The organism is Bradyrhizobium sp. SPXBL-02 (genome assembly GCF_051853065.1).
GTDB lineage: Bacteria > Pseudomonadota > Alphaproteobacteria > Rhizobiales > Xanthobacteraceae > Bradyrhizobium.
Genome location: NZ_CP182474.1, coordinates 1,059,417 through 1,085,461, shown reverse-complemented (window position 1 = coordinate 1,085,461; position 26,045 = coordinate 1,059,417). Strand labels below are relative to the sequence as shown.

Genomic DNA, 26,045 nt, shown 5'->3' with positions numbered 1-26,045 from the left:
GCTCACCCCTTCCAATGAAGGACGGTAATGAGCGTGAACAGGCGGCGCGAGGTCTCGAAGTCGACCCGCACCTTGCCTTTCAGCCGCTCCTGCAGCGTGCGCGATCCCTCGTCATGGATGCCGCGGCGGCCCATGTCGATGGCCTCGATCTTGTCCGGCGTCGCGGTGCGGATCGCCTGGTAGTAGCTGTCGCAGATCATGAAATAGTCTTTCACGATCCGCCGGAACGGCGTCAGCGACAATAGATGCGCGACGACAGGCGTGCCGTCCTCGCGGCGGATGTCGAACATCAGCCGGTTGCCGGTGATGCCGATATGCAGCGTGAACGGGCCCTTGCCCTCCGCACCCTCGGGCGCGAACAGGTTCTGCTCGATCAGATCGTAGATCGCGATCGCCCGCTCGTGCTCGATGTCGGGCCCGGAACGGCCGATCGAGTCCTCGTCGAGCGTGACGCCGACGATGCGATTGGTCGAGTCGTCCTGTTCGGGCGGCTTTGTCATGACAGATTGAGGCGCAATCCAATCGAGCGCGAATGGGCGTCCAGCCCCTCCGCCTTGCCGAGCGTCATCGCGGCCGGCCCCAGCGCACGCAATTGATCGGGTCCGCATTTCAGGATCGAGGTGCGCTTCATGAAGTCGTGCACCGAGAGGCCGGAGGAAAACCGCGCCGAGCGCGCCGTCGGCAGCACGTGATTGGAGCCGCCGACATAATCGCCGATCGCCTCGGGCGTGTGCGGTCCGAGGAACACCGCGCCGGCATTGCGGATCTTCGCGGCGAGCGCGTCGGGATCGACGGTCATGATCTCGAGATGCTCGGCCGCGATGGCGTCAGCGAGCGGGATGGCGTCGGTGAGGTTCTTCACCATGATGACAGCGCCGAAATCGGCCCAGGACGCGCTGGCAATTGCGGCACGCGGCAGCGTCTTCAGCTGCGCTTCCACCGCCTTTTCGACGTCGGCGGCGAGGCGCGCCGAGTCCGTGATCAGGATCGACTGCGCGCTGGCGTCGTGCTCGGCCTGCGCCAGCAGGTCGGCGGCGATCCAGTCGGCATTGCCGGTGTCGTCGGCGATGACGAGCACCTCCGAGGGGCCGGCGATCATGTCGATGCCGACCTTGCCGAACACCAGCCGTTTGGCGGCAGCGACATAGGCATTGCCCGGGCCGACGATCTTGGCGACCGGCGCGATGGTCGCGGTGCCATGCGCGAGCGCAGCGACGGCCTGCGCACCGCCGACACGGTAGATCTCGGTGACGCCGCCGAGATGGGCGGCCGCCAGGACCAGCGGATTGAGCTTGCCGTCCGGCGAGGGCACCACCATCACGAGGCGCGACACGCCGGCGACTTTCGCCGGCACTGCGTTCATCAGCACCGATGACGGATAGGCGGCCGTGCCGCCCGGCACATAAAGGCCGGCGGATTCGATCGCGGTGTAGCGCCAGCCGAGCTCGACGCCGAGCGGATCGGTGAAGCGCTCGTCTTTCGGCAACTGGCGGCGGTGATAGGTCTCGATGCGGTCGCGCGCGAGCTTGAGCGCATCCAGCGTCGCAGGCTCGCAGGCCTTCACGGCGGCCTCGATCTCGGCGGCGGAGACGCGCAACGAGGACGCATCCAGCCTCAAGCGGTCGAACTTGGCTGTCGCTTCGAGCAGGGCGGCATCGCCGCGCCTGGCCACATCGTCGACGATCGCGCGCGCGGCGGCCTCCACATCGGCCGAAGCCTCGCGCTTGGCGGCGAGGAAGGCGGCGAATCGCTGGTCAAAATCGGCGCTGCTGCGGTCGAGGCGAACGGGCATGTTTCGCTTGGCTTCCGGCTGGTCTTGAGGGGCGGGTCGGCGCACCAGGTCCCTGCTCAATGGCGCGGCGGGGAAGCTGCGTCAACCCTCGGGAGGTGCCGTTCGGGCCAGGGCCGGAGCCCATTCGGCTGGTATACCGGCCGCTTCACCCCTCCCCCTCGACTCCCGTGCCCAGCGTGTCGGCGCCGAGGTCGGTCAGCTCGCATTCCAGGCACTCGACGTCCAGGCGAATGGCGCCGCCCTGGGCGAACAAAAGCAGGGCGCTGCCGCCGGGCTCCTCGGCGCGGCCATCCTGGGGGTGAAATTCAATGCCGACGAGATCCAGCACCTTGTCCGGCGCGGCGAGGTCGATGTTGCGCGACTTGCAGGCGAGCACACGGTCGAAACGCAGTGCGGCGACCAGCCGGCGCGGCTCGGTCTCGCCCTCCAATGTCTGCTCCCAGTCCAGCCGGCTCATTCCGACCACAAGCCGCTTTTCGCCCTGACGCCAGATGATGTCGGACGCCTGGACACGGGCGTCCTGGACATGGGTCGAGATCACGGCGAGATCGTCGGCGTCGAGCGCAATCAGTTTGAGCTGGGGCGACATCGCCGGCGCTTCTCCTGAAGTGGACGGGGCTCAACGCGCGCGAGCCCCGAAATTTCCACTCAAGTTAAGCCCTCGCCCGTCTCGCCGCTACGCAGCGAGCCACCCTTTCCCCACAACAAGGGGGAGAGGGTCCGTGAAGCCTCACTCCTTGAAAAACGCCAGGAGATCCGCGTTGATCGTCTCGGCATGCGTGGTCGGCATACCATGCGGAAAACCCTTGTACGTCTTCAGGATGCCTTTCTTCAGCAGCTTGGCCGAGAGCGGCGCCGAGTCCGCATAAGGCACGATCTGGTCGTCGTCGCCGTGCATCACCAGCACCGGGACGTTGATCTTTTTCAGATCCTCGGTGAAATCGGTCTGCGAGAACGCGACGATGCCGTCGTAATGCGCTTTCGCACCGCCCATCATGCCCTGACGCCACCAGTTTTCGATCACCGCTTCCAGCGGTTTCGCGCCGGGGCGGTTGTAGCCGTAGAACGGGCCGGCGGCGATGTCGCGGTAGAACGCCGAGCGTCCGGCGGCGAGCTGGGCCTGGAAATCGTCGAACACGCTCTTCGGCAGGCCGCCGGGATTGGCCGCGGTCTGCACCATCAGCGGCGGCACCGCCGAGAGGATCGCGGCCTTCGCGACGCGGCTCTCGCCGTGGCGGGCGATGTAGTGCACGACCTCGCCGCCGCCGGTGGAATGGCCGACATGGAGGGCGTTCTTGAGGTCGAGATGCGCGGTGAGCGCGGCGAGATCGTCGGCATAATGATCCATGTCGTGGCCGTCGGCGACCTGCGCCGAGCGGCCGTGGCCGCGGCGGTCGTGCGCGATGACGCGATAGCCGCGTGTGACGAAATACATCATCTGCGCGTCCCAATCGTCCGACGACAGCGGCCAGCCATGGCTGAACACAATCGGCTGGCCCGAACCCCAATCCTTGTAGAAAATCTCGACGCCGTCTTTGGTGGTGATGATGGGCATGGTGGGGGCTCCTTTTAAGCTCGAGTCATTCCGGGACGCGCGTTTAGCGCGGACCCGGATTCTGGAGATTGTCAAATCGAGATTCTCATGTGCGCGATTGCGCACCTGAGTTCATCGCTGCGCGATGCCCCGGAATGACGAATGGCGCGCACAAACGGTCAGGCAAGCGCCATGGGCTTGTAGCGGCGCCAGGCGCCGATGGTCAGCACGACGAAAAACACCAGCACGATGCCCTGGACGACGGCGAACACCGGACCCGATGGCGGCGCCGGCGGCACGGCGGGCGCCAGCGCGGCAAGCGCGGGCACCTTCAGGAACGACTGGATCACCAGCACGAAGACGTTGAAATAGAGCGAGATCATCGCGGTCACGATGTAGACCGGGCGCCAGACGCCGGCGAGCTTCATGCCGTAGAGCGCAAAGCAGGCGACGGCGAGCAGCAGCAGCGAGATGATGCCGATGATGTGCGAGGGCAGCAGCTCCTTGAACGGAAACAGGAAGCCGGTGGCGCTGGTGAGGATGGTGAACAGCAGGAAGATCGCGGTCAGGCCCGGCATCGGCTTCGAGCCGAGCAGGCCGAACATCACGACGAGCCCGGCGATGATGGCAATCAGGCTGATGATGACATGGATCAGCGTGAGGGCGGGCAGACTCAACCCAAAGATCATGACATCTCTCCTACTCTCCGTTGAGGTGACGAGAGTAGTATTACGATCCTCATGGGATTGCCACCTGCGTTGTCGTCACATGCATGAGCGCAGCCATGCGTGATCGTGCGAAATCGAAGAACGCATGGCTGAACTTTTTGCAGCGCTGTCACAAACGACGGCAGCTTGGTTTTGGGGCCCGTATGGAGCGAAGCGAATTCCGACAATCGTGCCACAAGCAATCGCGGCCCCGGATTGCGCTTCGCGCCATCCGGGCTACGAGCTTGCAGGATTCAACGAAAGTTGAATCGATCCCTCACACGTCCTTGGTGTCGAAGATCAGGATGTCGGCGCCGCCGCTGGCGAATTTCGGCACATCAGCGCCGGTCGCCTTGCCTTCCGGGCTGGCGAAGGCGGCCTGAACGTCGGCCACGCTGTCGAAGGTGAGGATGGCGACGAGATGGATTCCGGAAGGACCCGCGGGAGAGGCGACCGGCCCCTTGCTGACGGCGTAATTCTTCAGGCCGGGAAGTTTCTTGGCGAGCGGAATGTGGGTCTCGGCATAGTACTTGTCGAAGGCGGCAGCATCCTTGGGTGTCTTGTAGAGCACAACGACTTCAGCCATTTAGTCCTCCCGTTGAATCCTTGTTTTTTCCGCGCGCGATTGGCCTCGCGACGAGGGGATAGTCTGTAGTTGTCGGCAAGATGGCAAGCCGGATTCGGCTTGCCATTCCCTTGTATTGTCCTTGCTCTTGTCCTTGCCTAAAGCGCCGGTTTTGCGGCATCGCCGAGATAGCCGTGCAGGGAGGCGACGACCTGCGCACCCTCGCCGATGGCGCCGCCGACGCGCTTGACCGAGCCGGAGCGGACGTCGCCGACGGCGTAGACGCCGGGCACGGAGGTCTCCAGCGGCGCCACCAGCTTGCCCTGGTTCTGCTCGGACTGCGCGCCGGTCACGACGAAACCACCGCGATCGAGCGTCACGCCGCAACCGTCGAGCCAGGACGTGGCGGGATCGGCGCCGACGAACAGGAAGAGATTGCGGATGTCGGCGGAATCCTCGTCATCCGACAGCCGGCTCTTCCAGCGGATGCGCCGCAGCAGCGACGCCTCGTCGCCCTCGAGTGCGGTGATCTCGGTGTTGAACATCAATTCGATGTTCGGCGTCGCTTCGATGCGCTCGATGAGATAGCGCGACATGCTGGCACCCAAGCCTCCGCCGCGGATGATCATCAGCACGCGTTTGGCGTGGCCCGACAGGAACACGGCCGCTTGGCCTGCCGAATTGCCCGCACCGACCAGGGCGACTTCCTCGCCCGCGCACAGCCGCGCCTCCACGGGCGATGCCCAGTACCAGACGCCGCGGCCCTCGAACGTGTCGAGGTTGGCGATGTCGGGGCGGCGATAGCGTGCGCCGCTCGCGACCACCACCGAACGTGAGCGCAAGGGATCGCTGCCCTCCAACGCCACCGAAAATGCGCCGTCCTTGCGCGTGCAGTCGAGCGACTTCACCGTGACGGGAATCATGATGTCGGCGCCGAACTTCTGCGCCTGGGTAAAGGCACGCGCGGTCAAGGCCTGGCCGGAAATGCCGGTCGGAAAGCCCAGATAGTTCTCGATGCGCGCGCTGGCGCCGGCCTGGCCGCCGAAGGCGCGGGTATCGAGCACGGCGACCGACAGCCCTTCGGACGCTGCATAGACCGCGGTGGCGAGCCCGGCCGGTCCGCAGCCGACGACGGCAACGTCGTAGATGCGGTCGCCCTTGGCGCCGCCGATCATGCCGATGGCGCGCGCAAGCTCGGTCTCATTGGGGTTGCGCAGCACCGCGCCATCGGCGGTGACGACCAGCGGCCAGTCTTCGGGCTTGGGCGAATAACGCGCGATCAATTCGGCGCCGCCGCGTTCGCGATCGGGATCGAGCAGATGATGCGGCTGGCCGTTGCGGGTGAGAAAGCCCTGCAGCCGCACCAGGCCGACGGAGTTCGACGGTCCGATCAGCACGGGACCGCCGACGCCGCCCTGGATCAGATTGACCCGGCGCAGGATCAGCGCCCGCATGATGCGCTCGCCGAGGTCGGCCTCGGCGACCAAGAGCGCGCGCAGCCGGTCCGGCGGCAGCAGCAGCGTCTCGACCTCGCCCTCGGCGCGGCCGTCGACCAGCGCCGGCTGTCCCGAGAGCTGACTGAGCTCGGCCAGGAATTGCCCCGGCCCCTGGTCGATCACCGGGATGACGTGACCAAGGCCGTCGCGCTGGCTGATGGCGACATGGCCCTTGAGCACGACGAACATGCCGGGCCCGGGCTTGCCGGTCTCGAACAGCAACTCGCCGTCCACATAGGTGCGGATTTCGCCGAAGTGTCTGATCCGTTCGATCTCGGCAGGCGTCAGCGCCGGAAAGGTCTGCTCGGGGCGGGTGAACCGCACCAGCTGCGCTTCACGGTCGGTTCGTTGTGTCTCGTCCTGCCCCATGGTCACTGCATGCACTCCAAATTTCCAGCCGCCGGCTTTCAACGACGGATCTTGCCGGCGGCCCCCTCATTTAGGGAACCATCCTCATTCTGCGAGGGGTCGGTGCTTGCGGCGCGTTCGCGCGCCTGCACCTTCCGCCGCTTCAGATTTTCGCGGAGCGCCGATTTCAGCCGGTCGTCCCGGGACGCCCTCGCCTGCCTCGCGCTCTTGTCAGTCTCGTCAGCCATCGCGGCTCCATCACAGCAACCGGCAGCAGGATGCCATCGAAGTGTGGCAGCTCAAGAGGCAACGCGATACGCCCATGTGAGACGCGAGATGGATCGAATCCGCCCCCAGGCCAACTGACCTCTTGGGCAGGGATACCAGACCCCGAATCGGCGTGAAGTCGGTCAGTTCAGGCGAAACCGGGCATTTTGGCGCCGATATCGGCCCGATTTTCTCGTATTGGCGCGGCTAGCAAGCTTGCGCAGGAGGGGGGCTTGTGGCAGATATCGGCCCGCTTGGTAGGCCCCTCGGGCGGCCGATTCTTGTCCCAGCACATGCTGCCGTAGCTCAGTGGTAGAGCACTCCATTGGTAATGGAGAGGTCGACAGTTCAATCCTGTCTGGCAGCACCAGTCCCCCTCGACGCGAGCCGTGTGAACCAAGCCTTGCGCCCGGCAGCGAGCCCGCAACAGCCACGGATGCCATCGTGATCACACGTTCCCTGCCCTATGAAGGACTGCTCCACGAGATCGTCGAGCATAATGGCGTGCTCTATCTCGGCGGCATCGTCCCTGAAGATGCCGGGCTCGACATGGCGGGCCAGGCCGACGATGTGCTGCGCCAGATGAAGACCCTGCTCGAGGGGGCCGGCTCCGATCTGTCCTGCGTTCTGCAGGTGACGATCTTCATGGCTGACCTCACTGAGAAGGCCGCGTTCAACCAGGTGTGGAAGCGCTATTTCACCGCGGAGCATCTGCCGGCGCGTGCCGCGATCGGCGTTGCGGATCTCGGCCCGGGCGTCAAGCTGGAGCTGACGGCGGTCGCCGCCCGCCGCTGACCCTTCGACCGACGGGTGAGGTGAGCAAGCCCGATCATTCCTGCGTTCGCACATGAAGCCGCGCTCTCGCAACGCCAAGCGTCCGAGTTTTGCTGTGTTCCTTGACCCTCTTCTGTGAAGAGGGCGCAGGGAAGGCCGGGTGCCGGCTGGCACCCATGATCCGCCGCGCGAAAAAATTTGCACACGCAAATGCGCAGGCGGGACGACAGGTGGGCCGGAAAACACCCGGCCTTCCCTGCGCGATGGTTTGACGGCTTATGCCTGCTCTCCCCGGAGCCGAGTTCCTTCTGGCCTCCGTCACCTCGCGAATTGATGCTTCCAGGCCCGGTTGAGCCCAAAACCATCTCCGCAAGGCTTGACCGTAGCAACGACGGTCAGGACCACACGGTTTTGCCGTACGCAGCTTCCGGCTCCGCCAAGAGGCTTCGCCGGATGTTGGCGCCGTCCGTTCCGCACACCGACCAGGACCTCACGAGGTTCATCTCGCCCTGGTCCCGCCACGCGTGCCCGACACAGCCGCGTCCACCGCACCCTGGCCCTCGTTCGTGACGACGTACGATCGCCCCTCTCCTTGGACCGGGATGCGCGATGGATACCGCAATTCCGAATTTCGGTAAAGTAGGATGTTTTTGCAGAAGGGGATTGACGGGGTTTGCGTAGAGGGGTGGTGTTTTGCCCGACGGATTAGAAGCGTTGCGGTCGATCTCGGGTTTTGACCGGATGGGGAAATCCTACCACCGGCCATGCCGCCTGAAATCACGTGGTCTTTGGACCCTCGTTGGGGTAATTTTCTGTTGCAACTGATAATCGCGAGCGGTCATTTCGCCGCGGCATCAAGGGAGGACGATCATGACCTTCCGTGCACGAAGTCATCTTGCTTTCTTCGCTTCATTCTTGCTCCTGACTACGGCTGACGCGGTTCGCGCGGGCAGCGAGGACGAAGTGAAGGCTCTTTTCATAAGATTTGTTGCCGCACAAAACGCTCATGACCTCAAGGCGGTTGGTGAGCTTCTGCAAGACTCGGCTCAGTTCCTGTGGATCACGCGTGGCGCCCCTGTCTGGGGTCACGCTGCAGCAATCAAGCGCTTCGAGACCCTGTATCAGGGCACTTGGTCCCTCGACCCGAAAATGGACGAACTGAAGGTCATCGAATTGCAGACGGGGGTGGCGCAACTCTATGTGCCAGTAACCTTCATGATTTCACCGCCTGGACAGACTGCGCAGCCGACACGGTTCCTGATGAATCAAGTGCTGGTGAAAACAGGCGACGGTTGGAAGATAACAAGCATCCTTCCAATTCCTGCGCCTCAGCCATAGACCAGATTTATTCGTCGCATGCAGCTCGTAGGATGGGTAGAGCGCGAAACCCATCAATGCCCTGCTCGGAGACGAAAGATGATGGGTTTCGCAAGTGCTCTACCCATCCTACGAGACTGTGAATCTTTTGTACCGCGCGTCAGACGAATGTGATTCTCTGGGCAGACTGATCTGCTGGAGAGGATGATGGCTGACGACGGACTTTTTGGTGAATTGCCGGAGCAGTCGGCACGAACCGAAGCGGTGCCGCAAGGCGCACCTCGGCTGCGCGAGCCTGTGCGCAATCAGGTCGAATTGCGAGCGGTCGATATCGACAGCCTGATCGGGCAGGATCATCCAGCGCGGGTGATCTGGGCTTATGTCGAAGGGCTGGACCTGAGCGAGCTGGAAGATCGCGTCAAGGCACGGGAAAACAGGCCGGGCCATCCGGCGCCATCGCCACGGTTGTTGCTGGCGCTTTGGCTGTACGCCGCGAGCGATGCCGTTGGCAGCGCGCGGGCGCTGGACCGGCTCTGCGACAGCCACGACGTCTACCGCTGGCTCTGCGGTGGCGTGTCGTTGAACCATCACGGGCTGTCGGACTTCCGGGTCGGCTGTGCCGACTTGCTCGACCGTTTGCTGGTTGAACATCTGGTGGCCCTGAACGAGGCAGGGCTGGTCGATCTGGAGAAGCTGACCCAGGACGGGGTGCGGATACGAGCGAATGCCGGGACCGGATCGTTCCGGCGGGAGGCGACGCTGGATCGGCAGATGGCGCAGGCCGAGGCCATTGTGGAAGAGCTCAAGCGCGAGGTCGATGCGGACCCGGAAGCCAGCAATCGGCGGATCCGGGCCGCCAAAGAGCGGGCGGCGCGCGAACGCAGCGAGCGGGTGCAAGCCGCGCAGGCCGCGCTGGCCGAGATCAAGCGCAAGCGAAAACAGCTCGACGACAAGGGCGGCAATGGCAAGAAGCCGAAGGAGCCTCGGGCCTCCACCACCGACCCGCAGGCCAGGGTGATGAAGATGGCCGATGCCGGCTTCCGTCCGGCCTATAATGTGCAGGTGGCTAGCGCGGCTGGCGAACTGATCGTGGTCGCGATCGATGTCGACAACAGCGGCTCAGATCGTGGCTTGATGCGCCCGATGCTGGAGCGAACGCGCGCTCGGCTGAAGCGCTTGCCACGCCGCTACCTCGCCGATGGCGGGTTCTGCACTGGCGACGACATCGAATGGGCGCATGGCGAGGGCATCGAGGTTTACTGTCCACCGCCCCAATCCAGGAGCGGTGTCGATCCCTTCTTACCCCGGAGCAGCGACGGTCCTGGCATAGCGGCCTGGCGTGCTCGCATGGCCAGCGAAGCCGGCAAGGCACAGTACCAGGCCCGTACCATCTGCGAATGCATCCATGCCCGCTGGCGCAACTGGGACCTCAGGCAACTGACCGTGCGCGGCATCGAGAAGGTCCGTGCCGTCGTGCTCTGGTACGCCCTCACCAACAACATCCTGCAAGGGCATCGTCTCGCAAAAGCATAGATAACCAACAGCCTGACGCCGCCGGCTTCCCCCATCAAGGGGCGATACCACCCCTTGATGCCGAAGCCGAAACAAAACGAATTGGCTCACAGGCTCTACGCACTGATGGTTCTATGTTCGATGGAGCGCGCCCGCCCTTGGTGAACGACCGGGCGGCTTGCGTCGTCCCTTGGCCGTTGGTGGGCATCACTTGAAGTCGGCTTGAGCCCCGAATCGAGCGTTGAGCAACCCTGTGGCACGACGTAAGCTCTCGCCCAGTTCGCTGGCTGAGGAGAAGGCGCTTATGAAGAGGCGCGACTTCATGGCAGGGTTGGGACTTGCGACTGCGCTCCCTGCTGCTTCACGAGCCCAACAGACATTCCCGACCATCGGTTTTCTCAGCACGCGTTCGCCCGATGAAGCCGCAACGCACACCAATGCTTTCAGGCGCGGCCTCGAAGAGATGGGTTACGTCGAGAACCGTAATATCAAGATCGAGTATCGCTGGGCGAAGGGTGACTACGGCAGCTTGCCGTCCTTCGCCGCTGAATTGGTCCGCCATCCTCTTTCGTTGATTGTAGGAGCGGGTGATCCCGCTGCCCGCGCGGCCAAATCGGCGACCTCGGCGATCCCCCTTGTCTTTCTCGTTGGCGACGATCCCGTTCGCGCGGGCTTGGTGACGAGCATGAACCGCCCGGGCGTAGCAACTGGCGTGAACTTCTTCACAGGCGATTTGGGCGGCAAACGCCTGGAACTCATCTGCGCGATGGTCCCCACTGCCGGGGTCATCGGCTTGCTTGTCAATCCACGCTTTGGGAGTGAGGTTGTCGAGCAGCACCGGCAGGCGGTCGCCAACGCGGCCAAGTCCCTTGGGCGCGAACTTGTCGTGCAGGCCGGGACGACGGATGCCGAACTTGACGCGGCTTTCGGCGTGCTTGGCAAGGCTGGCGTCAAGGCTTTGGTCGTGCAGAACGATCCATTCTTCGACTCCCGGCGAAGCCAGATATTGGCACTCTCATCGGAGCATCAATTGCCAGGCATCTTCCACATTCGAGAGTTTCCGGCCGATGGCGGCCTGATGAGCTACGGCGCCAGTCTTTCCGATACGTATCGCCTGCTCGGCGTCTATGCCGGCAAGATCCTGCACGGCGCGAAGCCCGACAATCTTCCGGTCTTGCGACCAACGAAATTCGAGCTCGTGATCAACATGAAGTCGGCCAAGGCATTTGGCCTTGCAGTGCCACAGTCCGTCCTTGTCGCGGCCGATGAATTGATCGAATGACTTTGACTCGGCCATGCCAAGCTTCGCCTCTAGGCGGTCCAAGGGATGCTGGCCAGTCCAAAGATCGCACCCTTCGCGGACGTCCGAGGTGCCGGATGTTTGACCTGTGTCGCTCAAGCCTGCGGCCGTTGCAAACTGTGCTGGCGCGCCTTTTTGAAAAGCTGCGGTCACACGGCACGTTGACCCCTCATTTCATGGTGATAGTCTTTCAGCTCGCGGCCTGTCCGGGAGGACACAATGGGATGGTTCGACCGCCTGTTTGGAAGATTGTCGGAGCCGACGACCCCTCTCTTTGCGAGATTTCGGCGGAAATCGAAGGCACCGACCGACCCTGATCTTCTGAAAATTGCCAAAGACCGGAAGGGGCATGTTTCCCGAAGGGCCGTCAGGGACGAATATAATCGGCTGGTCCTGGAGAAGTACGCGCACGACAAGTCGTGATGCGAGGACCCGTCGAGGCCGATCTCGGTGGCGAAACGTGATGGTTTCCCGACGGCTCTCTCTTGCGCACCATCAATCGTCGCCATTCACCTGCAGTGCCGCGAAGCGATCATCGGCCCGGCGCAGCCGCCGGCACACCTCGCGATTGACGTTCTGCAGGACGATCACGTAGGCGTGGATGTCGGCCTTGTAGCAGGCATAGAGCTTTTGAGCCGTCAGCTCGTACAGCACCGTCGGTGCCTCCGCGACCACCGTAGCGGAGCGGTTCTGCATTTCGATCAGCGTCATCTCGCCGAAGAAATCCCCAGGCTCCAAACGCGATATCGGAATGACGCCGCCCGCATGGGTCCGCTTGCTCACCGCGAGCCGGCCGGACTTGACGATGAACATCGAGCGCCCCGGCTCGCCCTCGGCCACGACGGTCGCGCCCACCTCGAAGTCGCGCTCGACCAGCATCGAGATCAAGAGGTCAAGGCTTTCGTCCGAAAGGCCACCGAAGAACGGCGTCGCCAGCAGGAACGCTTTCAGATCGGGGGCCGTGACGGTCATCGCGCGAGGTTACGCCCGGTCGATGGCTGCGGCAAGCTAAGCGGCGCAGCCAGGTTCCGTCATTGCGAGCCAACGGGTCCGCGCGAAGCGCGGCCCGATGACAGGCTCCGCGAAACAATCCAGGAATGTGCCCGCGGAAACAGTCTGGATTGCTTTGTCGCAAGGGCTCCTCGCAATGACGCGGCGAGAGATTTTCGCCTCTCGACTCTGGTCCACTGCCGCGCGAAGCGAAACCCATCAGGCTCGTTCGCTAACGGAGATGATGAGTTTCGAGAAGTGCTCTACCCGTCCTGCACAATGCGGGCTATTTGGGCCGGCGCCCCCTGATCGCGTGTGCGCGCGCACTGCAGGTGATGCGACCGTCCGCATGCGCCGGCAGGGCCGCACGCACCCGCGCGATGAGCGTCTCGACGTCTGCGGGCCTCATCGCGGCAACGGCAGGCCGGAGCGCGGGGGACTTCAGACTGATTGCCCAGAAGTCGTCGAAACCCGAAAACGTCCGTTGCACCGTGATCTCTCGCGTTTGCACGTCCTCGAGACCTGCTCCTCGCCACAGGTCCCGCAACGCGTCCATGCGAGAGGCGTTCATCCGTGGCGGGCGGGTTGCCGGAATGCCCATCGCCTTCATCTCGTCGTAGATCGGGTCGAGCGGAAAGCCGCCACCCAACATGTCCCACATATACGTCATGACCGTACCGCCGGGGACGACGACCCGCACCATTTCGCTGACGCCCCTGGCGGAATCCGGAACGAACACGAGAACCAACGCCATCACAGCCGCATCGAAGCTGCCATCGGCGAAAGGAAGTGCCATCGCATCGCCCTGGTGAAACTTTGCCACGCGCGCCGCAGGTCGCGTGCGCGCAAAGGCAAGCTGCTCTGCCGAGGGGTCAATGCCCTGGACCTCGACGGGGCTGCAGCGCTCGACCAGGAGTTCGGTGAAGGCGCCGTTGCCGCAACCGATGTCGATCCACCGCAAGCCGGGAGGAGGTGCCAGCCAATCAAGGAATATCTCGCCGGCGAACCGGCTCCAGATTCCCATCATCTGCTCGTAGGCAGCACCGTCGTCGAAGTGAATGGTCTGCTCTGCCATGTCGAGATCCTCCCGGCCCGATGACGATGCTTGGCGCGCGCCATTCTGCTCACAAGAGATGGGACGGGGGAAGTCCCGAAGCTGACCTGATCCGCCGGATTACTGTCGCGCAATGCCCTCGCTGCGCAGCAGCCGCCGCTTTCGCCACACCTTCAGGTCAATCATGACTTTCACCGTTGCCGCGAGGACGAGCGCACAAAGCGCCGCCTTGGAGATCGTCTCCATCGTTCCCTCGATCAGGAGGCAATGGATCACGCTGCCCGTGACGATGACGATGGCGAGGGGAATATGGATGATGCGCCAGGTTCGCGGCCGCAAGCCCAATGGCCTTCGCAACAGAGCCAGGAGCGCAACGATGAAGATGGCCCACATCGCGGTCACGCCAAAGGGGGAGAACGGCGTCGGCGACGAGAATGTCAGCGCGTCGATCATATCGGGCGGGCTGGTGACCCAGAGGCCGGCGACGTGGATCATAATCGCCAGGGCAAGCGCGCCGCCGATCCAGTGATGGACGCGCCTGCCGCGATAGGCCGACAAGCCCGGCAGGTAGCCGCCGATCAGCAAAGGCTGCACGAGCACGAGACCGAGGGCGATGATCCCGGCGAAACCGGCGAGGATGTAGACAGGACCGCGCCAGGCGAGCTGCTCGCTGGCTGCGGCAGCGGCGACCGGCACGCCGATCGCCAAGGCGAGGGCGGCCCAGATCAGGGGCGCCCGGGCCGATCTCCATCCCTTCATCTGCAAATCGGGTTCAAGCCGGCTGCAGCACGAAGTGCGCCTCGAGGCTGGTCTCCTTGGCGCTCCGCATCACCGGCCGCAGGAAGACCGTCTTGAACTCGCCGCTGTCATAGGCGAGATGACCGTGCGGCTGGCCGAAGATCGGAATGATCTGCGGCATCTCCAGCCGGAACTTGCCGTCCTTGTCGGTGAGCGTGGCGCCGTGGCTCTGCGGCTCATGCTCCTGCCCTTCGACCGTGTGCGCCCAGATCTGGATGCGCTGCCCGGCCAGCGGAGCTCCGTCCCCGGCGCGGCGCACGGTGCCGCTCATCCAGAAACCGCCCTTGCCGATGCGATCCACGATCGCCGCGCCCTTGCGGTAATTGTTCGCGCCGCCCGACATCGACTCGGTCGGCGCGAGGCCGCTGGCACGGGCCGGCAGCAGGAGGCCGGAACCGCCGGTTGCCAAGACACCGGTCGTCAGGACGGAGGCGCCAGCGACGAGGAGATTGCGGCGGGTGAGTGCGACCGTGGTCATGTCGGTTCCTCCGGGCGAGCAGTGCAGTGGCACCAAAGAGACTACAGCAACAGACGCCAGACGCCCAGTTGCGATGAAGGGCGCCCCGGGTCGCAATAACGCTGTTGTGAAAGCAAATGGAGCCGCGTCAGAAGTTGTTCTTGATGAACTTCTCGCCGACATTGAGGGCGTCCAACAGCGACTTCCTGTCGTCGTGTCCGGTCTGATAACCCTTGACGATCGCCTTGCCGCGTTCCTCTGGGGTACCGTGGTGTTTCGGGTGCTTGAGCATGTTGTCGCCCGCGTTGAATTGCGTCAGCGCAATCGCGGCGGCATTGAAGCTCGAATGCTGCAACTTGCGAACACCTGCGAAGTAGCCGGCCAGGAAATCCGCATGCAGTTCCACCCGTTTGACGGTGGGCTGCCCCTCGAGGAGAATTTCGTCCACCCCCACCTTCCACTGCAGCACGTGTCCAAACTCGTGGGCGCAGATGCCGGCGACCGCGGCATCTCCCGCCTCGGGGTCGGCCATCAATTGCTTCAGGAGTCGTTGGCCGAACAGCACCGTGCCATCGGTCTCGGCCACACGTTTCTCGCGCAATGCAAACGCATTCGGTGAGTCGAAGTCGTCGAAATAGGCGAAGCTCGGCGTGACGTTCAGACAGTCGGAAATCCGGACCAGCGTCTCTGCCAGCGCACGGTCGAATTCCTTGTCGCCCGATTTGGGAATTGACGGCCTCTCGCGCACGCTGCCGCCCTGCCCCTCAGGCTTGTTGCCGAGAATGTTGCCGGCTTCGCTCGCGGTCAGACTGCAGCCATAGGCCGGATTGTGGCGAGCGTCGGCGGCCACTGCGCCGATGCCGCCGAAGAGAAGAAGGCCGCAGCCGATGCAACATCTTCTTGTCAGCATCTGCATGTCTCCCTAGCAGAGATTTGGAAATCTTCGGCAGGCCTCCGAGGTGCCGCTTGTCTGGGGCGGGGCATTCGCCGGCGGATTTGGCACGCTTCCGGGAGTTGGAGCCGCGGTTTGCGGGAGCGGCACGGGTGGAGCCGGCAGGGACTGGGGCGTGGAGCCGATGTTGAAGTTCGCGTATTCGATCCGGTTGGTATAGAGGCTGATGCCCAACAGCCAGGTCGACACGCCCTGCTGATGCTGCGCGACCAAGGAATAGACCGGTCCCGCAGGGAGCTGGGTCTGCCCGTTCAGGACGACATTGGTCACCTGCCCGAGTTGGACCAGTTGCGGGTAGACGCCGCTGTTGCCCGTCTGCATCGCGATCGTCTGCCAGAGCTGCGGGCCGTACCAGGTCCAATTCGGCGTGCCTGTCTGCAATTGCTGGATCACGGCCGTCAGGATTTGCCGCGGGTCCGCCTGCGCCGCCGCGATCCGCGTCCCCTGCGTCTGAAGCAGGCAGGCCAACACGGCCGCGATCAAAAACCGGATCGATCCCTTCGACATCATCTGCATTCCCCTGCACCCCAAACTACGAAGCCAAAGCCGCCAGATGCACCGGCATCTCGATCGGTCAGTCAGCCGATCACCTGTTGATCTGCCCGGTCGAACTCCTGATATCCGGCACCGTCGAGGGCACGACGATCGGCCGCTCCGGGACTGGACGATCGACATCAGGAGCAATCCTGAACGTACTCGACCCGCCGCCCGTGCCGGATCCCGACCCAATGTCGGAGCATTGGATCCTGCACGCCATCTTGCTTCGGTCGCAGGTGCAGCCTTCGGCGATCCGGCTGAACAACTCAGCGCGAGGCAGCTGAAACGCGATCAGCGCCAGACTGGCCAGCATCAGTCTCTTGCGTGTGCTCATCCTTCACTCCACAGGCTTCAATCGAACGCTCTTGAAACCGACCACGACCGGGCGCGGCAGCAGCGTATCCGGCAACAGCACGTTCGACGTCGCGCGGCGCTCGAACGCGATCGCCCCGCCCGGCGCACCGTTCGGGCCAGCCTGCGGCGTCGGAGCGGGGGATTGCGGCTTGCCGTCGCCGCTCGCGCCTGCAGCCACGGGGGCCGCTTGCGCGGCCGCCGCCGGCAATACAGCCTGCTGGTTCACCCCCACGTTCCCCCGCGTACCGCCATCCTCGCCCATGCTGGTTTGAATCGAGCGTGCCAGGAACACGCGGCTGACAAGCGCGAGCTCGACCGAGAAGCGCGGCCGCTCAACGCCAGTCTTGCGATCCTTCACCTTGTCGTCGATCCTCTTGCCGATCAGGATCGAAAGCTGTTTGCGCAACCCTTGCTGCGTGCAGAACCCTTTCGTCGCGTCATCTTCGCAGAAGTCGAGCAGCCGAAGCTCCGCCGGCACCGCCGGAACACCATAGGTTTCGGTGGCTGAAAACCTGACCTCGACAGTTTCGGTCGAGCTTGCATCGGCACCAAATCCGCCGCCCAACAACTGGGACATCGCGCTGGCGCTGCCGCTTGCCCGCTTCACATTGGTGATGGTGAAGCGCGGAAACAGCACGAGCGGAAGGGTGGTCCGGGTCGCGGGCGGCTTAAACAGCGAGTCGGTGGCGACCGTCTGCGGCCAGACCTGTCCGTCATGGTCGGGGCGGGCATTCGTGGCGGGGAATTGATAGACGGCCCGATAAGCATCCTCGATTTCCGAGGTCATATCGAGATGCAGCAATTTGATGGAGCGACCCGCGAACGGCTCGTCCGTCGCCGAATCGCTGACCGCGTCGTCGGAGATCATCGCAAAGACATCGCCGACCTGGATGTCCTCGATGGGTGGATAGACCGGCTCGAAACCGAGTTTCTGGATCGCCTCGTTCCATTGCTTTGCGACCGAGAGCTTGGGCTGCTCGCCAGTCTCGGCCCAACGCACCAAAGCGAATGTCGCGGCTGCCACAACGATGAAGCCCGTCACCACCATCCAGGTCTTGAAACCGTTCCTTGCCGGGGCAGGCATGCCGCTCGCCGGAGGAGCCACTTCGCCCGGAGGACCACCCATGATCCAACTCTCTATTGTGCGGCGCAGCCCTGCGGCCAGGACGCCTTGCCAAAACATTTTCCGCGAGCCCAGCTTTGCTGGTGCTCACTCACGATGGCCGCTCCATCGACAATCAATCGCGTCTCAGGATGCGGCTTCGTTCACAAAACAGGCCTTCAAACAATACGTGTCACTAAACATGAAACTCGCGCTGGTTGCCACTGGCAATTCGCACAATTCCGGAGTTGGCGGTCCTGCCGCGCGGCTGGGAGCCGGGTCGTAATGACGCACGCAGGCCCAACCGCCGTCGTGCCGTAGCTGGCCTGCAGGTTCCTGCTCCGCGAGAGGGAGCTGAGGCTCCACACCGATGCCCTGCCAGCGCGCATCAGCGGCAACGCCAGGGACGCTTGCCAGACGCCTGAAAACGCCAGCTATTTCAATGCGATCCATATCCATCCATGCTTGACCGACATGGTCGACCATTGCGCGGCGGCGCTAACATTCCCATCGACGGGCACTACATGTGAAGCCCAATGCGCATCCACTCACCGGTCCCCTCCCCATGATCCCCTTCTCCGTGCTCGACCTCGCCCCCATTCGCCAAGGCGGCGACGCGGCGCAGGCCTTCCGCAATTCGCTCGATCTGGCCCAGCACGCGGAGAGGTGGGGGTTCAAGCGGTTCTGGCTGGCCGAGCATCACAACATGACGGGCATCGCCAGCGCGGCGACATCCGTGGTGATCGGACACGTCGCGGGCGGCACGAAGACGATCCGCGTCGGCTCCGGCGGGATCATGCTGCCGAACCACTCGCCGCTGGTCATCGCCGAGCAGTTCGGCACGCTGGAATCGCTCTATGCCGGACGGATCGATCTCGGGCTCGGCCGGGCGCCGGGCACCGACCAGTTCACCGCGCGGGCGCTGCGGCGCGATCTCGCCACCACGTCCGAGAACTTTCCGCATGACGTGCTGGAGCTGCAGGCGCTGCTCGGCGACGTGCAGCCGAACCAGGCGATCCGCGCCGTGCCCGGCATGGGGACCAAGGTGCCGCTGTGGATTTTGGGATCGAGCACGTTTGGCGCGCAGCTTGCGGCGATGCTCGGCCTGCCATTCGCCTTTGCCTCGCATTTCGCGCCGCAGATGATGATGCCGGCGCTGCGCGAATATCGCGCGCGCTTCGAGCCCTCGGCGCAGCTCGACAAGCCCTATGCGATGGTCGGCGTCAACGTGTTCGCGGCCGAGAGCGACGCGGAGGCGCAGCGGATGTTCTCTTCGCTGCAGCAGCAGTTCATCAATTTGCGCCGCGGCACGCCTGGCCCGTTGCCGCCGCCGGTGGACGACATGGAGGCGCTGTGGTCGCCGGCGGAGAAGGCCATGGTCGGCCAGTCGCTGTCGTGCTCCGCGGTGGGCTCGCCCGATATGGTCGAAGCGCAGCTGAAGGCGCTGATCGCCGAGACCGGCGCGGACGAATTGATGACGACGGGGCAGATCTACGACCATTCCGCGCGGCTGCGCTCGTTCGAGATCGCAGCAGAGATTCGCGACCGCCTGGCGGCGCAGCCGGCCCGGTGATCACACCGGGCCGGACGTCGGCGATGCCCTCGGAGCGTGGCAAATTCGCGCAGATTGCAGTTGCGGCCTTGGCGTCCTACACTCGGTGCCTGGAAGGGTAGCGTAGCGCCGATCCCTCAAAGCCTGATCGTAGGCCGCCGATGGACGTGGTCCGCAGTCGCGCATTCGATTTCGTCGAGACGGTGCGGCAGCTTCCGGACGCCGCGAGCATTCTGGATGCGATGAGCCGCACGCTCGGCCAGCACGGCTTCGACTATTTCTGCACTTCATATGTCGCCCCGCTGTCGACCGAACAGCCGCGCGAAGCGGTTCTCGCCGAACGGTTGCCGGCCGGCTTTCTCGATATGTATTCCGAGGCGCAGTATGTGTGGCACGATCCTGCGCTGCGTCATTGCAGGACAACGCTTCAGCCGTTCCGCTGGTTCAGGGAAGCGCCGTACGATCCGGAACGGGAGCCGCGCGCCGTCGAGCTCGTGCGACGCGCCCGCGATTTCGGCATGGTGGATGGCGTGGTGATCCCGGTCATCTCGCCAGCGGGCCGCACCGGCCAGGTGTGGTTCGGCGGCGCCGAGATCGACCTGCCGGAGCGCGATCTCCCCGCGCTCCACCTCATGGCGCTTTACGCCTTCGACCGGGTGCTGGCGCTGCGCGGCCGGCCCGAGGCTCCGCAGCTCGTACTGTCCTCGCGTGAGCGCGAGGTGCTGACGCTCGCGGCCGTCGGGCGATCCAGCGACGAGATCGCCGACGCCTTGACCATTACGGTACGCACCGTGAAGGCGCACATCAACAGCTGCTGCAAGAAGCTCGGCGCAGCCACCCGCACGCAGGCCGTGATGATCGCCATGCGCGACCGGATCATCTCGCCCTGATCCGTCGCGCTGCGGGCTGTTGTTTGCGCATGATCTTTTCGGAAAACCGCTTCGCACTTTTCCGGATCATGCTTTAGTCCGCAAAGCCGAACAGCTTGGCCGGATTGTGCACCAGAATCTTTTCCAGCTCGGCCTGATCCGGCGCGTAGCGGTACATCAGCTCGAGCAGATCGGCATCGTTCGGCGGCTGCTTCACCGAGACCGGATGCGGCCAGTCGCTGGCCCAGACGCAGCGATCGGGGGCGGCCTCGATATAGGCGCGCGCGATCGGGATCACGTCGTCGTAGGGCGCACCGGCCTTCGAGGTCTTCTCGCCGAGCGAGAGCATCACCCAGAAATTGCCCTTGGCCAGCAGCTCCAGCATCTTGCGCAGGTTCGGATCGTTCCTGCCGGCCTCAGGGTCAGGCCGCGCCATGTGGTCGATCAGCACGGGCACGTCGAGGTTCTCGTATTTGGCGACGCTGGAGACGATGCCGTCCTTCTCCGGCTGGATCTTGACGTACCAGCCGAGCTCGCGGATGCGGGCGATGGCGCGGGCGAAATCGGCGTCCGACAGCACCGCGCCCAGCTCCTGGCGGAAGCTGAAGCGGGCGCCGCGCACGCCGGCATCGTGCAGCTTGGCGAGATAGGAATCGTTCGCTTCCGCGAACACCAGTGCATTGGCGCAGCCGCGATAGTTCGGACCCATCGCTTTGAGCCCGTCCAGCACGACGGCGTGGTCGGCGCCATAGGTCGTGGTCTGCACGATGATGCCGCGCTCGATGCCGAGCGCCTTGTGCATGCGCAGCGCCGCTTCCCAGGTCGCGGTCGGCATCCGATAGGCGGCGCCGGGACGTTCCGGGTATTTCTCGATCGGACCCAGCACGTGGAACTGGCTGTCGATGGTCTTTGGCGGCGGCGCCTTGATCGGACGGCGCGGGTTGGGGTCGAACGGCAGATAGGTCGGCATGCGCTAGAGCTCCTCAATCGATCACGGCGGTGAAGTCGCACTGCACCAGCGCGCCGCCATCCATGTTGTCCATCGGCAGCGCGTGGCGTGCGGGGCGCGAATGCTCGTCCGGAAACATTTTTAGCCATTCGACATTGAGGGGTCCGCGCTGCGAGCGGTCCTTCAGCCACACCGTCATCTTGATGATGTCGTCGGTGGTGCCGCCGGCGGTCTCCACCGTCGCCTTCATATGCGCGAACATGTTGGCGCATTGGGCATCCAGGCTTTCCGGCATCGCATTGGTCACGGGATCGCGGCCGAGGATGACGCCCGACATCACGAGATTGCCGATGCGGCAGGCGTTCGGAATCGGGTTGACGTGCTTGAAGCCTCCGATGTGGATGCTCTTGCGCCGCGTTTGGCCACTCATGGTGCGCTCCCTGCTTGTTATTGTTTCAGACGAACTGGCATGACACGGAGCCGAATGCGCCGTAGTCGGCATGGAAGGTGTCGCCGCGGCGGATGTCGACCGGACGCGTGAACGATCCCGCCAGCACCACCTCGCCGGCTTTGAGATGTTCGTCATGGGGCGCGAGGCGGTTGGCGAGCCAGGCGATACCGTTGGCGGGGTGATTGAGCACGCCGGCGGCAAGCCCGGTTTCCTCGACCTCGCCATTGCGGAACAGCAATGCGCCGATCCAGCGCAAATCCGCATCCATCGGGCGGATCGGCCGGCCGCCGAGCACCAGCGCAGCATTCGCAGCGTTGTCCGAGATCGTGTCCATGACCTTGCGCGTCTTGCCCGTTTCGGGGTCGACGCGGTGCATGCGCGTCTCCAGAATCTCCAGCGCGGGCGTGACGTAGTCGGTGGCGTTGAGCACGTCGAAGATGGTGCAGTCGGGTCCGCGCAGCGGCGCCTTCAGCACGAAGGCGAGCTCGACCTCGATTCTTGGCGCGTGAAAGCGGTCGAACGGAACAGGTGTGGCATCGGCGTAAAACATGTCGGCGAACAGCACACCGTAGTCGGGCTCGTTGATGCCGACCGCGTTCTGCATCGCCTTCGAGGTCAGGCCGATCTTGTGGCCCTTGATGATGCGGCCGCGGCCGAGCTGGAGCTTGGTCCAGGCGCGCTGGACGGCGTAGGCGTCCTCGATGCTGAAATCGGGATATTCCTTGGTGAACATCGGGATCAGCGATTTGGTGCGCTCGACTTCATCGAGGCGCGCGGCGAGGCGTTCGATCGTGGCGGTATCCAGCATCATCTATTGCTCCGCGGCAACCGTGTTGCGCAGCACACCGATGCGGCTCGACTCGACCTCGACGACGTCGCCCGCCTTGAGCCAGCGCGGCGGATCAAAGCGCGCGCCCGCGCCCGTCGGCGTGCCCGTCACGATCATGTCGCCGGGCTTGAGGGTGGCGAAGGTCGAGAGATAGGAGATCAGGAAGTCGAACGGGAACATCAGCCGCTCGGTGGTGTCCTGCTGCCTCACCTCGCCGTTGACGCGCGTGATGATGTCGTGGGGACCACGCGGGTCGAGCTCGTCCGCGGTGACGATCCACGGGCCGATGCTGCCGGAGCGGTCGAAGTTCTTGCCCTGCGTGACGTTGAACTTGCCGTGGCGCAGCCAGTCGCGGATCGTGCCCTCGTTGCACAGCGTCATGCCGAAGATATGCGACCACGCTTTTTCGCGCGGAATGTGGCGACCGCCCTGCCCGATCACGATGACGAGCTCGCCTTCATAGTCGAGCTGGTCCGAAACCTTGGGCTTCTCGATCGGCTGGCCGGAGCCTGATATCGAGGACATGCTGCGCACGAACAGGCTGGGGTATTTGGGCAGGTCCGAATTGTCTTTGTATTCCGCATTGCGCTCGGCGTAGTTGACGCCGATGCACCAGAGCTTCTCCGGCGCCAGCACCGGCGGCAGCAGGACGAGCTGGTCCAGCGCATGGTCCGGCTTCTGTCCCGCGACGGCATCCTGCGCGTCGGCGCGTGCGTTGGCCGCGATCAGCGCCTTCACGTCCGAATAGTCGCGGCCGACGCGCCTGGTCAGATCGACCACGCCGCCGTCCACGGCCGCGCCATAGCGCGCCTCGCCGTCCAGGAGATAGCTCAGCAGTCGCATTGGATGTCCTCCGATGATCTTGGGGCGGCGGCCGGCGATGAGCCCCGCGCGCTCAGTCTTTCGATTTGGGAGTCTGGAACACGCTGTTGAGCGTCACGATCTCGCCGAGCCGGGCGTAACGCGGGCCGCCGATGCGCGCGATCGGGTCGAGCGCCCTGGTCTCGACCTTGCCGTCGTTGACGAGGCCATCGCGCAAATGGAACAGCACGACCTCGCCGACGATGAGCCGGCTCTTGGCGTCACCGAATTCGAGACACTGCCGGAACCGGCACTCCATCGCGACCGGCGCGGCGGCGAGCCGCGGCACCTTGATGCGCTCGCTAGGGAGCGTTTCGAGCCCGAGATGCTCGACCTCGCTGACCTCAGGCGGATGCTCGACGGAGCTGTCGTGCAAGGCCTGCATCAGCGGGGTGTCGGCGATGTGGATGACATATTCCTCGGTATCGAGGATGTTGTGCGCGGTGTCCTTGTAGTCGGCGCCCTTGCGGCCGACGCTGATGGCGAGCATCGGCGGCTTCTGCGAGACGAAGGTGAAGGCGCTGAACGGGGCGAGATTGAGCACGCCCGTGGCTGACAGGCTCGTCACCCAAGCGATCGGGCGCGGCACCACGATGCCGGTCATCAGACGGTAGATGCGGTCGGCGCCGAGCTCGGTGGGGTCGACCCGCATCGATCAATCCGCCCTGATATTGGCCTTGCGCACCACCGGAATCCACTTGGCGTCCTCGCGCTCGAGATAGGCCTTGAATTCGTCCGGCGTCATCGGCGTGGCTTCGCCGCCGAGTTTTTCGAACTTGTCGATCACGGCGGGGTCTTTGAGAATCGCGACCAGCGTCTCGTGCAGCTTCTCGACGATGGGCGCCGGCGTGCCTGCCGGCGCGAACAGGCCGGTGAAGGTCTGGCCGTCGAAGTCCTTGTAACCGAGCTCTGCGAAGGTCGGCACATCTGGCAGCGACTTCAATCGGTGCGGGCTGGTGACGGCGAGCGGACGGAACAGGCCGGCCTTGATGTGCTGGAGACTGACCGTGAGCTGGTCGAACGCGAACTGCACCTGGCCGCCCAGGAGATCGTTGATCGCCGGCGCGTTGCCGCGGTAATGCGCCGTGACCCATTGCAGCCCGAGGCTGGACTGCATCAGCTCGCTGAGCAGATGGTTGGTGGTGCCGGGGCCGGGCGAAGCCATGGTCAGCTTGCCGGGCTCGCGCTTGGCGAGATCGAGAAACTCCTTGAACGTGGTCGCCTGCACCGACGGATGGACCTCGAGCACCAGCGGCGTCATCGAGATCGTCGAGATCGGGAGAAAGTCCTTCTTCCAATTATAGGCGTCGCGCTTGTTGATCTCGGTTGCGAACAGCACCGGGCCGTTGGCGCCGACGAACAGCGTGTAGCCGTCGGGCGCCGACTTGGCGAAGGCTTCGCCCGCGATCATGCCGCCGGCGCCGGCCTTGTTCTCGATGACGAAGGGTTGGCCGAGCTTTTCCTGGAGCTTGTCGGCGACGATGCGCGCGGCGCTGTCGACGTTGCCGCCGGCGGGATAGGGCACGATCAGCTTGACGTTGCGCGCCGGCCATTGCTGGCCCAACGCGGGCCCGGCCAGCATCGCAGTAACGGCTATGGCAATCCAGATTAATCGCATGTTAACCTCCCGGCGGCGCTTCCAATTCCATATCGGGCGCCGATGACTTTCGTGCATGGCATCCCGATCGGAGGGCAATCTCCAGATGCGCGCTTGCCCTGTCGAGGGAATTGTGGCGTTCTTGTCCATATTATGGACAAGAGACGTGCAACGAAACTCGCCCGCAGCGCCGTGGAACCGCGACAAGGCGCGCAGGCGATCCGGCGCGCGCTCGCGGTGCTGCGCATTCTTGCCGCGGGGCGCGAGGACGGTGTGCCATTGGCCGAGGTGGTCCGCACCACGGGCCTCACCCGCCCAACCGTGCATCGCATCGTCCACGTGCTGATCGAGGAAGGCATCGTCGAGCGGCATGGCAGGAGCGGCCGCTACGCGATCGGCAACCAGGTGCCGGAGCTGGCGCTGGCGCGCCCGCGGCCCTCGCGGCTCTTGGTCGCCGCAACGCCATCGCTCCAGCGCGCGTCTGCCGAGATCGGCGACACGCTGTTCCTGACCGTGCGCACCGGCAACGACACGCTGTGCGTCGATCGCCGGATCGGGGTCTATCCGATCCAGGTGCTGTCGATCGAGGTCGGCGCGCGGCGACCGCTCGGCGTCTCCAGCGCGGGCGTTGTCATCCTCGCCGCGATGCCGGCGCAGGAGGCACGAAGGATCGTCGCGGCGAACGAGAAGCGGTTCGAGGCCTACCGGACCGACGTCGCGACCGTGCTCGGTGAGGTCACCGCCGCACGGCGCCTCGGATACGGCCTGAGAGAGACCGGCCTAGTGCAGGGGACGAAATCGATCTCCACCTGGATCAAGACGCCGGACGGCCAACCGGCTGCGGCGATGACAGTCTCCGCCGTTCGCACGCGGCTCGGCCCCCGCCGCGAGCAGGAGGTCGCGGAGATCTTGCTGCGGGAAGCCCGGATCATCGAGCAGGCGATCGGGGGCTAGCGACGACACCGGACGGCATTTCTTCGCCTGTCCCCCCTTGCGGGGAGAGGCCGGAATTCGAGCGAAGCTTGAATTCCGGGTGAGGGGGAGTCTCCGCGAGTCTAACTGCCACCGTTTTCGCGGAGGC

At 64.4% G+C, this 26,045-nt stretch carries 29 protein-coding genes and 1 tRNA gene; 8 read left to right on the top strand and 22 right to left on the bottom strand.

Features of this window, described 5'->3' with window-relative positions; translation table 11 throughout:
• Nucleotides 1-2: 2 nt before the first annotated feature.
• The 8 genes from ACNJYD_RS05085 to ACNJYD_RS05050 form a co-directional block, all read right to left on the bottom strand.
• A complete protein-coding gene (locus ACNJYD_RS05085; RefSeq protein WP_172785141.1) occupies nucleotides 3-500 on the bottom strand; it encodes a UPF0262 family protein in 498 nt (165 codons plus the stop codon).
• Nucleotides 497-1,792, bottom strand: coding sequence for a histidinol dehydrogenase (gene hisD, locus ACNJYD_RS05080; RefSeq protein WP_439365582.1), 1,296 nt, complete (start codon nucleotides 1,790-1,792; stop codon nucleotides 497-499). The genes ACNJYD_RS05085 and hisD overlap by 4 nt, the downstream gene beginning before the upstream one ends.
• A gap of 145 nt (nucleotides 1,793-1,937) precedes the next feature.
• Nucleotides 1,938-2,381 (bottom strand): DUF2948 family protein, encoded by a 444-nt coding sequence (locus ACNJYD_RS05075; RefSeq protein ID WP_172785143.1) that lies wholly within the window; start codon nucleotides 2,379-2,381, stop codon nucleotides 1,938-1,940.
• 141 nt (nucleotides 2,382-2,522) lie between these two features.
• A complete protein-coding gene (locus tag ACNJYD_RS05070; protein ID WP_260381923.1) occupies nucleotides 2,523-3,347 on the bottom strand; it encodes an alpha/beta fold hydrolase in 825 nt (274 codons plus the stop codon).
• A 158-nt stretch (nucleotides 3,348-3,505) separates the two neighbouring features.
• On the bottom strand, nucleotides 3,506-4,015 hold the full coding sequence (locus tag ACNJYD_RS05065; protein WP_172785145.1) for a hypothetical protein: 510 nt from the start codon (nucleotides 4,013-4,015) through the stop codon (nucleotides 3,506-3,508).
• Nucleotides 4,016-4,310: 295 nt separating this feature from the next.
• Nucleotides 4,311-4,619, bottom strand: coding sequence for an EthD family reductase (locus ACNJYD_RS05060; RefSeq protein WP_172785146.1), 309 nt, complete (start codon nucleotides 4,617-4,619; stop codon nucleotides 4,311-4,313).
• Between the two features lie 137 nt (nucleotides 4,620-4,756).
• The gene (locus tag ACNJYD_RS05055; protein WP_172785234.1) at nucleotides 4,757-6,463 is read right to left on the bottom strand and encodes an FAD-dependent oxidoreductase; all 1,707 of its coding nucleotides are present in this window, start codon (nucleotides 6,461-6,463) and stop codon (nucleotides 4,757-4,759) included.
• A 38-nt stretch (nucleotides 6,464-6,501) separates the two neighbouring features.
• The gene (locus ACNJYD_RS05050) at nucleotides 6,502-6,690 is read right to left on the bottom strand and encodes a hypothetical protein (RefSeq protein ID WP_172785147.1); all 189 of its coding nucleotides are present in this window, start codon (nucleotides 6,688-6,690) and stop codon (nucleotides 6,502-6,504) included.
• A 314-nt stretch (nucleotides 6,691-7,004) separates the two neighbouring features.
• On the opposite strand from ACNJYD_RS05050, the gene ACNJYD_RS05045 reads away from it, so the two are divergent.
• The 5 genes from ACNJYD_RS05045 to ACNJYD_RS05025 all read left to right on the top strand — a co-directional run bounded on the left by ACNJYD_RS05045 (nucleotide 7,005) and on the right by ACNJYD_RS05025 (nucleotide 11,594).
• Nucleotides 7,005-7,079, top strand: a tRNA-Thr gene (locus ACNJYD_RS05045).
• Between the two features lie 74 nt (nucleotides 7,080-7,153).
• Complete coding sequence (locus ACNJYD_RS05040; RefSeq protein WP_439365581.1) at nucleotides 7,154-7,504, top strand: RidA family protein; 351 nt, start codon at nucleotides 7,154-7,156, stop codon at nucleotides 7,502-7,504.
• An 849-nt stretch (nucleotides 7,505-8,353) separates the two neighbouring features.
• Nucleotides 8,354-8,821: a nuclear transport factor 2 family protein gene (locus tag ACNJYD_RS05035; RefSeq protein ID WP_439365580.1), complete on the top strand. Its 468-nt coding sequence runs from the start codon at nucleotides 8,354-8,356 to the stop codon at nucleotides 8,819-8,821.
• A 183-nt stretch (nucleotides 8,822-9,004) separates the two neighbouring features.
• The gene (locus tag ACNJYD_RS05030; RefSeq protein WP_212257604.1) at nucleotides 9,005-10,333 is read left to right on the top strand and encodes an IS1182 family transposase; all 1,329 of its coding nucleotides are present in this window, start codon (nucleotides 9,005-9,007) and stop codon (nucleotides 10,331-10,333) included.
• Nucleotides 10,334-10,616: 283 nt separating this feature from the next.
• The gene (locus ACNJYD_RS05025) at nucleotides 10,617-11,594 is read left to right on the top strand and encodes an ABC transporter substrate-binding protein (RefSeq protein WP_439365579.1); all 978 of its coding nucleotides are present in this window, start codon (nucleotides 10,617-10,619) and stop codon (nucleotides 11,592-11,594) included.
• Between the two features lie 513 nt (nucleotides 11,595-12,107).
• Here the strand turns inward: ACNJYD_RS05025 and ACNJYD_RS05020 are convergent.
• The 8 genes from ACNJYD_RS05020 to ACNJYD_RS04985 all read right to left on the bottom strand — a co-directional run bounded on the left by ACNJYD_RS05020 (nucleotide 12,108) and on the right by ACNJYD_RS04985 (nucleotide 17,937).
• Nucleotides 12,108-12,584, bottom strand: coding sequence for a Crp/Fnr family transcriptional regulator (locus ACNJYD_RS05020; RefSeq protein WP_439365578.1), 477 nt, complete (start codon nucleotides 12,582-12,584; stop codon nucleotides 12,108-12,110).
• A gap of 304 nt (nucleotides 12,585-12,888) precedes the next feature.
• Nucleotides 12,889-13,677, bottom strand: coding sequence for a class I SAM-dependent methyltransferase (locus ACNJYD_RS05015; RefSeq protein ID WP_439365577.1), 789 nt, complete (start codon nucleotides 13,675-13,677; stop codon nucleotides 12,889-12,891).
• 99 nt (nucleotides 13,678-13,776) lie between these two features.
• The gene (locus ACNJYD_RS05010; protein WP_439365576.1) at nucleotides 13,777-14,415 is read right to left on the bottom strand and encodes a ferric reductase-like transmembrane domain-containing protein; all 639 of its coding nucleotides are present in this window, start codon (nucleotides 14,413-14,415) and stop codon (nucleotides 13,777-13,779) included.
• A 13-nt stretch (nucleotides 14,416-14,428) separates the two neighbouring features.
• Complete coding sequence (locus tag ACNJYD_RS05005; RefSeq protein WP_212259507.1) at nucleotides 14,429-14,932, bottom strand: Twin-arginine translocation pathway signal; 504 nt, start codon at nucleotides 14,930-14,932, stop codon at nucleotides 14,429-14,431.
• 127 nt (nucleotides 14,933-15,059) lie between these two features.
• The gene (locus tag ACNJYD_RS05000) at nucleotides 15,060-15,827 is read right to left on the bottom strand and encodes a metalloprotease (RefSeq protein ID WP_439365575.1); all 768 of its coding nucleotides are present in this window, start codon (nucleotides 15,825-15,827) and stop codon (nucleotides 15,060-15,062) included.
• Between the two features lie 6 nt (nucleotides 15,828-15,833).
• The gene (locus ACNJYD_RS04995) at nucleotides 15,834-16,370 is read right to left on the bottom strand and encodes a hypothetical protein (protein WP_439365574.1); all 537 of its coding nucleotides are present in this window, start codon (nucleotides 16,368-16,370) and stop codon (nucleotides 15,834-15,836) included.
• A 79-nt stretch (nucleotides 16,371-16,449) separates the two neighbouring features.
• Complete coding sequence (locus ACNJYD_RS04990) at nucleotides 16,450-16,734, bottom strand: hypothetical protein (protein ID WP_439365573.1); 285 nt, start codon at nucleotides 16,732-16,734, stop codon at nucleotides 16,450-16,452.
• A 3-nt stretch (nucleotides 16,735-16,737) separates the two neighbouring features.
• The gene (locus ACNJYD_RS04985) at nucleotides 16,738-17,937 is read right to left on the bottom strand and encodes a hypothetical protein (RefSeq protein WP_439365572.1); all 1,200 of its coding nucleotides are present in this window, start codon (nucleotides 17,935-17,937) and stop codon (nucleotides 16,738-16,740) included.
• 484 nt (nucleotides 17,938-18,421) lie between these two features.
• Between ACNJYD_RS04985 and ACNJYD_RS04980 the strand changes: the two genes are divergently transcribed.
• Both ACNJYD_RS04980 and ACNJYD_RS04975 read left to right on the top strand, forming a co-directional pair.
• A complete protein-coding gene (locus ACNJYD_RS04980; RefSeq protein ID WP_439365571.1) occupies nucleotides 18,422-19,429 on the top strand; it encodes an LLM class flavin-dependent oxidoreductase in 1,008 nt (335 codons plus the stop codon).
• Nucleotides 19,430-19,569: 140 nt separating this feature from the next.
• Nucleotides 19,570-20,298, top strand: a complete 729-nt coding sequence (locus ACNJYD_RS04975) for a helix-turn-helix transcriptional regulator (protein ID WP_212259512.1) — start codon at nucleotides 19,570-19,572, stop codon at nucleotides 20,296-20,298.
• 73 nt (nucleotides 20,299-20,371) lie between these two features.
• On the opposite strand, the gene ACNJYD_RS04970 is transcribed toward ACNJYD_RS04975, so the two are convergent.
• Genes ACNJYD_RS04970 through ACNJYD_RS04945 form a run of 6 tightly spaced genes read right to left on the bottom strand, consistent with a single transcriptional unit; the run spans nucleotide 20,372 to nucleotide 24,985 of the window.
• Nucleotides 20,372-21,247, bottom strand: a complete 876-nt coding sequence (locus tag ACNJYD_RS04970; protein WP_212259513.1) for an amidohydrolase family protein — start codon at nucleotides 21,245-21,247, stop codon at nucleotides 20,372-20,374.
• 13 nt (nucleotides 21,248-21,260) lie between these two features.
• The gene (locus tag ACNJYD_RS04965; protein ID WP_212259514.1) at nucleotides 21,261-21,656 is read right to left on the bottom strand and encodes a RidA family protein; all 396 of its coding nucleotides are present in this window, start codon (nucleotides 21,654-21,656) and stop codon (nucleotides 21,261-21,263) included.
• A gap of 25 nt (nucleotides 21,657-21,681) precedes the next feature.
• The gene (hpaH, locus tag ACNJYD_RS04960) at nucleotides 21,682-22,485 is read right to left on the bottom strand and encodes a 2-oxo-hept-4-ene-1,7-dioate hydratase (protein WP_439367412.1); all 804 of its coding nucleotides are present in this window, start codon (nucleotides 22,483-22,485) and stop codon (nucleotides 21,682-21,684) included.
• A gap of 3 nt (nucleotides 22,486-22,488) precedes the next feature.
• On the bottom strand, nucleotides 22,489-23,349 hold the full coding sequence (locus ACNJYD_RS04955) for a fumarylacetoacetate hydrolase family protein (protein ID WP_439365570.1): 861 nt from the start codon (nucleotides 23,347-23,349) through the stop codon (nucleotides 22,489-22,491).
• 52 nt (nucleotides 23,350-23,401) lie between these two features.
• Nucleotides 23,402-24,019 (bottom strand): flavin reductase family protein, encoded by a 618-nt coding sequence (locus ACNJYD_RS04950; protein ID WP_439365569.1) that lies wholly within the window; start codon nucleotides 24,017-24,019, stop codon nucleotides 23,402-23,404.
• Between the two features lie 3 nt (nucleotides 24,020-24,022).
• Nucleotides 24,023-24,985, bottom strand: a complete 963-nt coding sequence (locus ACNJYD_RS04945; RefSeq protein WP_439365568.1) for a Bug family tripartite tricarboxylate transporter substrate binding protein — start codon at nucleotides 24,983-24,985, stop codon at nucleotides 24,023-24,025.
• Between the two features lie 132 nt (nucleotides 24,986-25,117).
• On the opposite strand from ACNJYD_RS04945, the gene ACNJYD_RS04940 reads away from it, so the two are divergent.
• Nucleotides 25,118-25,918, top strand: coding sequence for an IclR family transcriptional regulator (locus tag ACNJYD_RS04940; protein WP_212259518.1), 801 nt, complete (start codon nucleotides 25,118-25,120; stop codon nucleotides 25,916-25,918).
• Nucleotides 25,919-26,045: the final 127 nt, after the last annotated feature.

What these genes read in the sequence shown, in the direction of transcription:
- ACNJYD_RS05085 (WP_172785141.1), bottom strand. Translation starts at nt 500, where the DNA reads ATGACAAAGCCGCCCGAACAGGACGACTCGACCAATCGCATCGTCGGC.
- hisD (WP_439365582.1), bottom strand. Translation starts at nt 1,792, where the DNA reads ATGCCCGTTCGCCTCGACCGCAGCAGCGCCGATTTTGACCAGCGATTC.
- ACNJYD_RS05075 (WP_172785143.1), bottom strand. Translation starts at nt 2,381, where the DNA reads ATGTCGCCCCAGCTCAAACTGATTGCGCTCGACGCCGACGATCTCGCC.
- ACNJYD_RS05070 (WP_260381923.1), bottom strand. Translation starts at nt 3,347, where the DNA reads ATGCCCATCATCACCACCAAAGACGGCGTCGAGATTTTCTACAAGGAT.
- ACNJYD_RS05065 (WP_172785145.1), bottom strand. Translation starts at nt 4,015, where the DNA reads ATGATCTTTGGGTTGAGTCTGCCCGCCCTCACGCTGATCCATGTCATC.
- ACNJYD_RS05060 (WP_172785146.1), bottom strand. Translation starts at nt 4,619, where the DNA reads ATGGCTGAAGTCGTTGTGCTCTACAAGACACCCAAGGATGCTGCCGCC.
- ACNJYD_RS05055 (WP_172785234.1), bottom strand. Translation starts at nt 6,463, where the DNA reads ATGGGGCAGGACGAGACACAACGAACCGACCGTGAAGCGCAGCTGGTG.
- ACNJYD_RS05050 (WP_172785147.1), bottom strand. Translation starts at nt 6,690, where the DNA reads ATGGCTGACGAGACTGACAAGAGCGCGAGGCAGGCGAGGGCGTCCCGG.
- ACNJYD_RS05035 (WP_439365580.1), top strand. Translation starts at nt 8,354, where the DNA reads ATGACCTTCCGTGCACGAAGTCATCTTGCTTTCTTCGCTTCATTCTTG.
- ACNJYD_RS05030 (WP_212257604.1), top strand. Translation starts at nt 9,005, where the DNA reads ATGATGGCTGACGACGGACTTTTTGGTGAATTGCCGGAGCAGTCGGCA.
- ACNJYD_RS05025 (WP_439365579.1), top strand. Translation starts at nt 10,617, where the DNA reads ATGAAGAGGCGCGACTTCATGGCAGGGTTGGGACTTGCGACTGCGCTC.
- ACNJYD_RS05020 (WP_439365578.1), bottom strand. Translation starts at nt 12,584, where the DNA reads ATGACCGTCACGGCCCCCGATCTGAAAGCGTTCCTGCTGGCGACGCCG.
- ACNJYD_RS05015 (WP_439365577.1), bottom strand. Translation starts at nt 13,677, where the DNA reads ATGGCAGAGCAGACCATTCACTTCGACGACGGTGCTGCCTACGAGCAG.
- ACNJYD_RS05010 (WP_439365576.1), bottom strand. Translation starts at nt 14,415, where the DNA reads ATGAAGGGATGGAGATCGGCCCGGGCGCCCCTGATCTGGGCCGCCCTC.
- ACNJYD_RS05005 (WP_212259507.1), bottom strand. Translation starts at nt 14,932, where the DNA reads ATGACCACGGTCGCACTCACCCGCCGCAATCTCCTCGTCGCTGGCGCC.
- ACNJYD_RS05000 (WP_439365575.1), bottom strand. Translation starts at nt 15,827, where the DNA reads ATGCAGATGCTGACAAGAAGATGTTGCATCGGCTGCGGCCTTCTTCTC.
- ACNJYD_RS04995 (WP_439365574.1), bottom strand. Translation starts at nt 16,370, where the DNA reads ATGTCGAAGGGATCGATCCGGTTTTTGATCGCGGCCGTGTTGGCCTGC.
- ACNJYD_RS04990 (WP_439365573.1), bottom strand. Translation starts at nt 16,734, where the DNA reads ATGAGCACACGCAAGAGACTGATGCTGGCCAGTCTGGCGCTGATCGCG.
- ACNJYD_RS04985 (WP_439365572.1), bottom strand. Translation starts at nt 17,937, where the DNA reads ATGTTTTGGCAAGGCGTCCTGGCCGCAGGGCTGCGCCGCACAATAGAG.
- ACNJYD_RS04980 (WP_439365571.1), top strand. Translation starts at nt 18,422, where the DNA reads ATGATCCCCTTCTCCGTGCTCGACCTCGCCCCCATTCGCCAAGGCGGC.
- ACNJYD_RS04975 (WP_212259512.1), top strand. Translation starts at nt 19,570, where the DNA reads ATGGACGTGGTCCGCAGTCGCGCATTCGATTTCGTCGAGACGGTGCGG.
- ACNJYD_RS04970 (WP_212259513.1), bottom strand. Translation starts at nt 21,247, where the DNA reads ATGCCGACCTATCTGCCGTTCGACCCCAACCCGCGCCGTCCGATCAAG.
- ACNJYD_RS04965 (WP_212259514.1), bottom strand. Translation starts at nt 21,656, where the DNA reads ATGAGTGGCCAAACGCGGCGCAAGAGCATCCACATCGGAGGCTTCAAG.
- hpaH (WP_439367412.1), bottom strand. Translation starts at nt 22,485, where the DNA reads ATGCTGGATACCGCCACGATCGAACGCCTCGCCGCGCGCCTCGATGAA.
- ACNJYD_RS04955 (WP_439365570.1), bottom strand. Translation starts at nt 23,349, where the DNA reads ATGCGACTGCTGAGCTATCTCCTGGACGGCGAGGCGCGCTATGGCGCG.
- ACNJYD_RS04950 (WP_439365569.1), bottom strand. Translation starts at nt 24,019, where the DNA reads ATGCGGGTCGACCCCACCGAGCTCGGCGCCGACCGCATCTACCGTCTG.
- ACNJYD_RS04945 (WP_439365568.1), bottom strand. Translation starts at nt 24,985, where the DNA reads ATGCGATTAATCTGGATTGCCATAGCCGTTACTGCGATGCTGGCCGGG.
- ACNJYD_RS04940 (WP_212259518.1), top strand. Translation starts at nt 25,118, where the DNA reads ATGGACAAGAGACGTGCAACGAAACTCGCCCGCAGCGCCGTGGAACCG.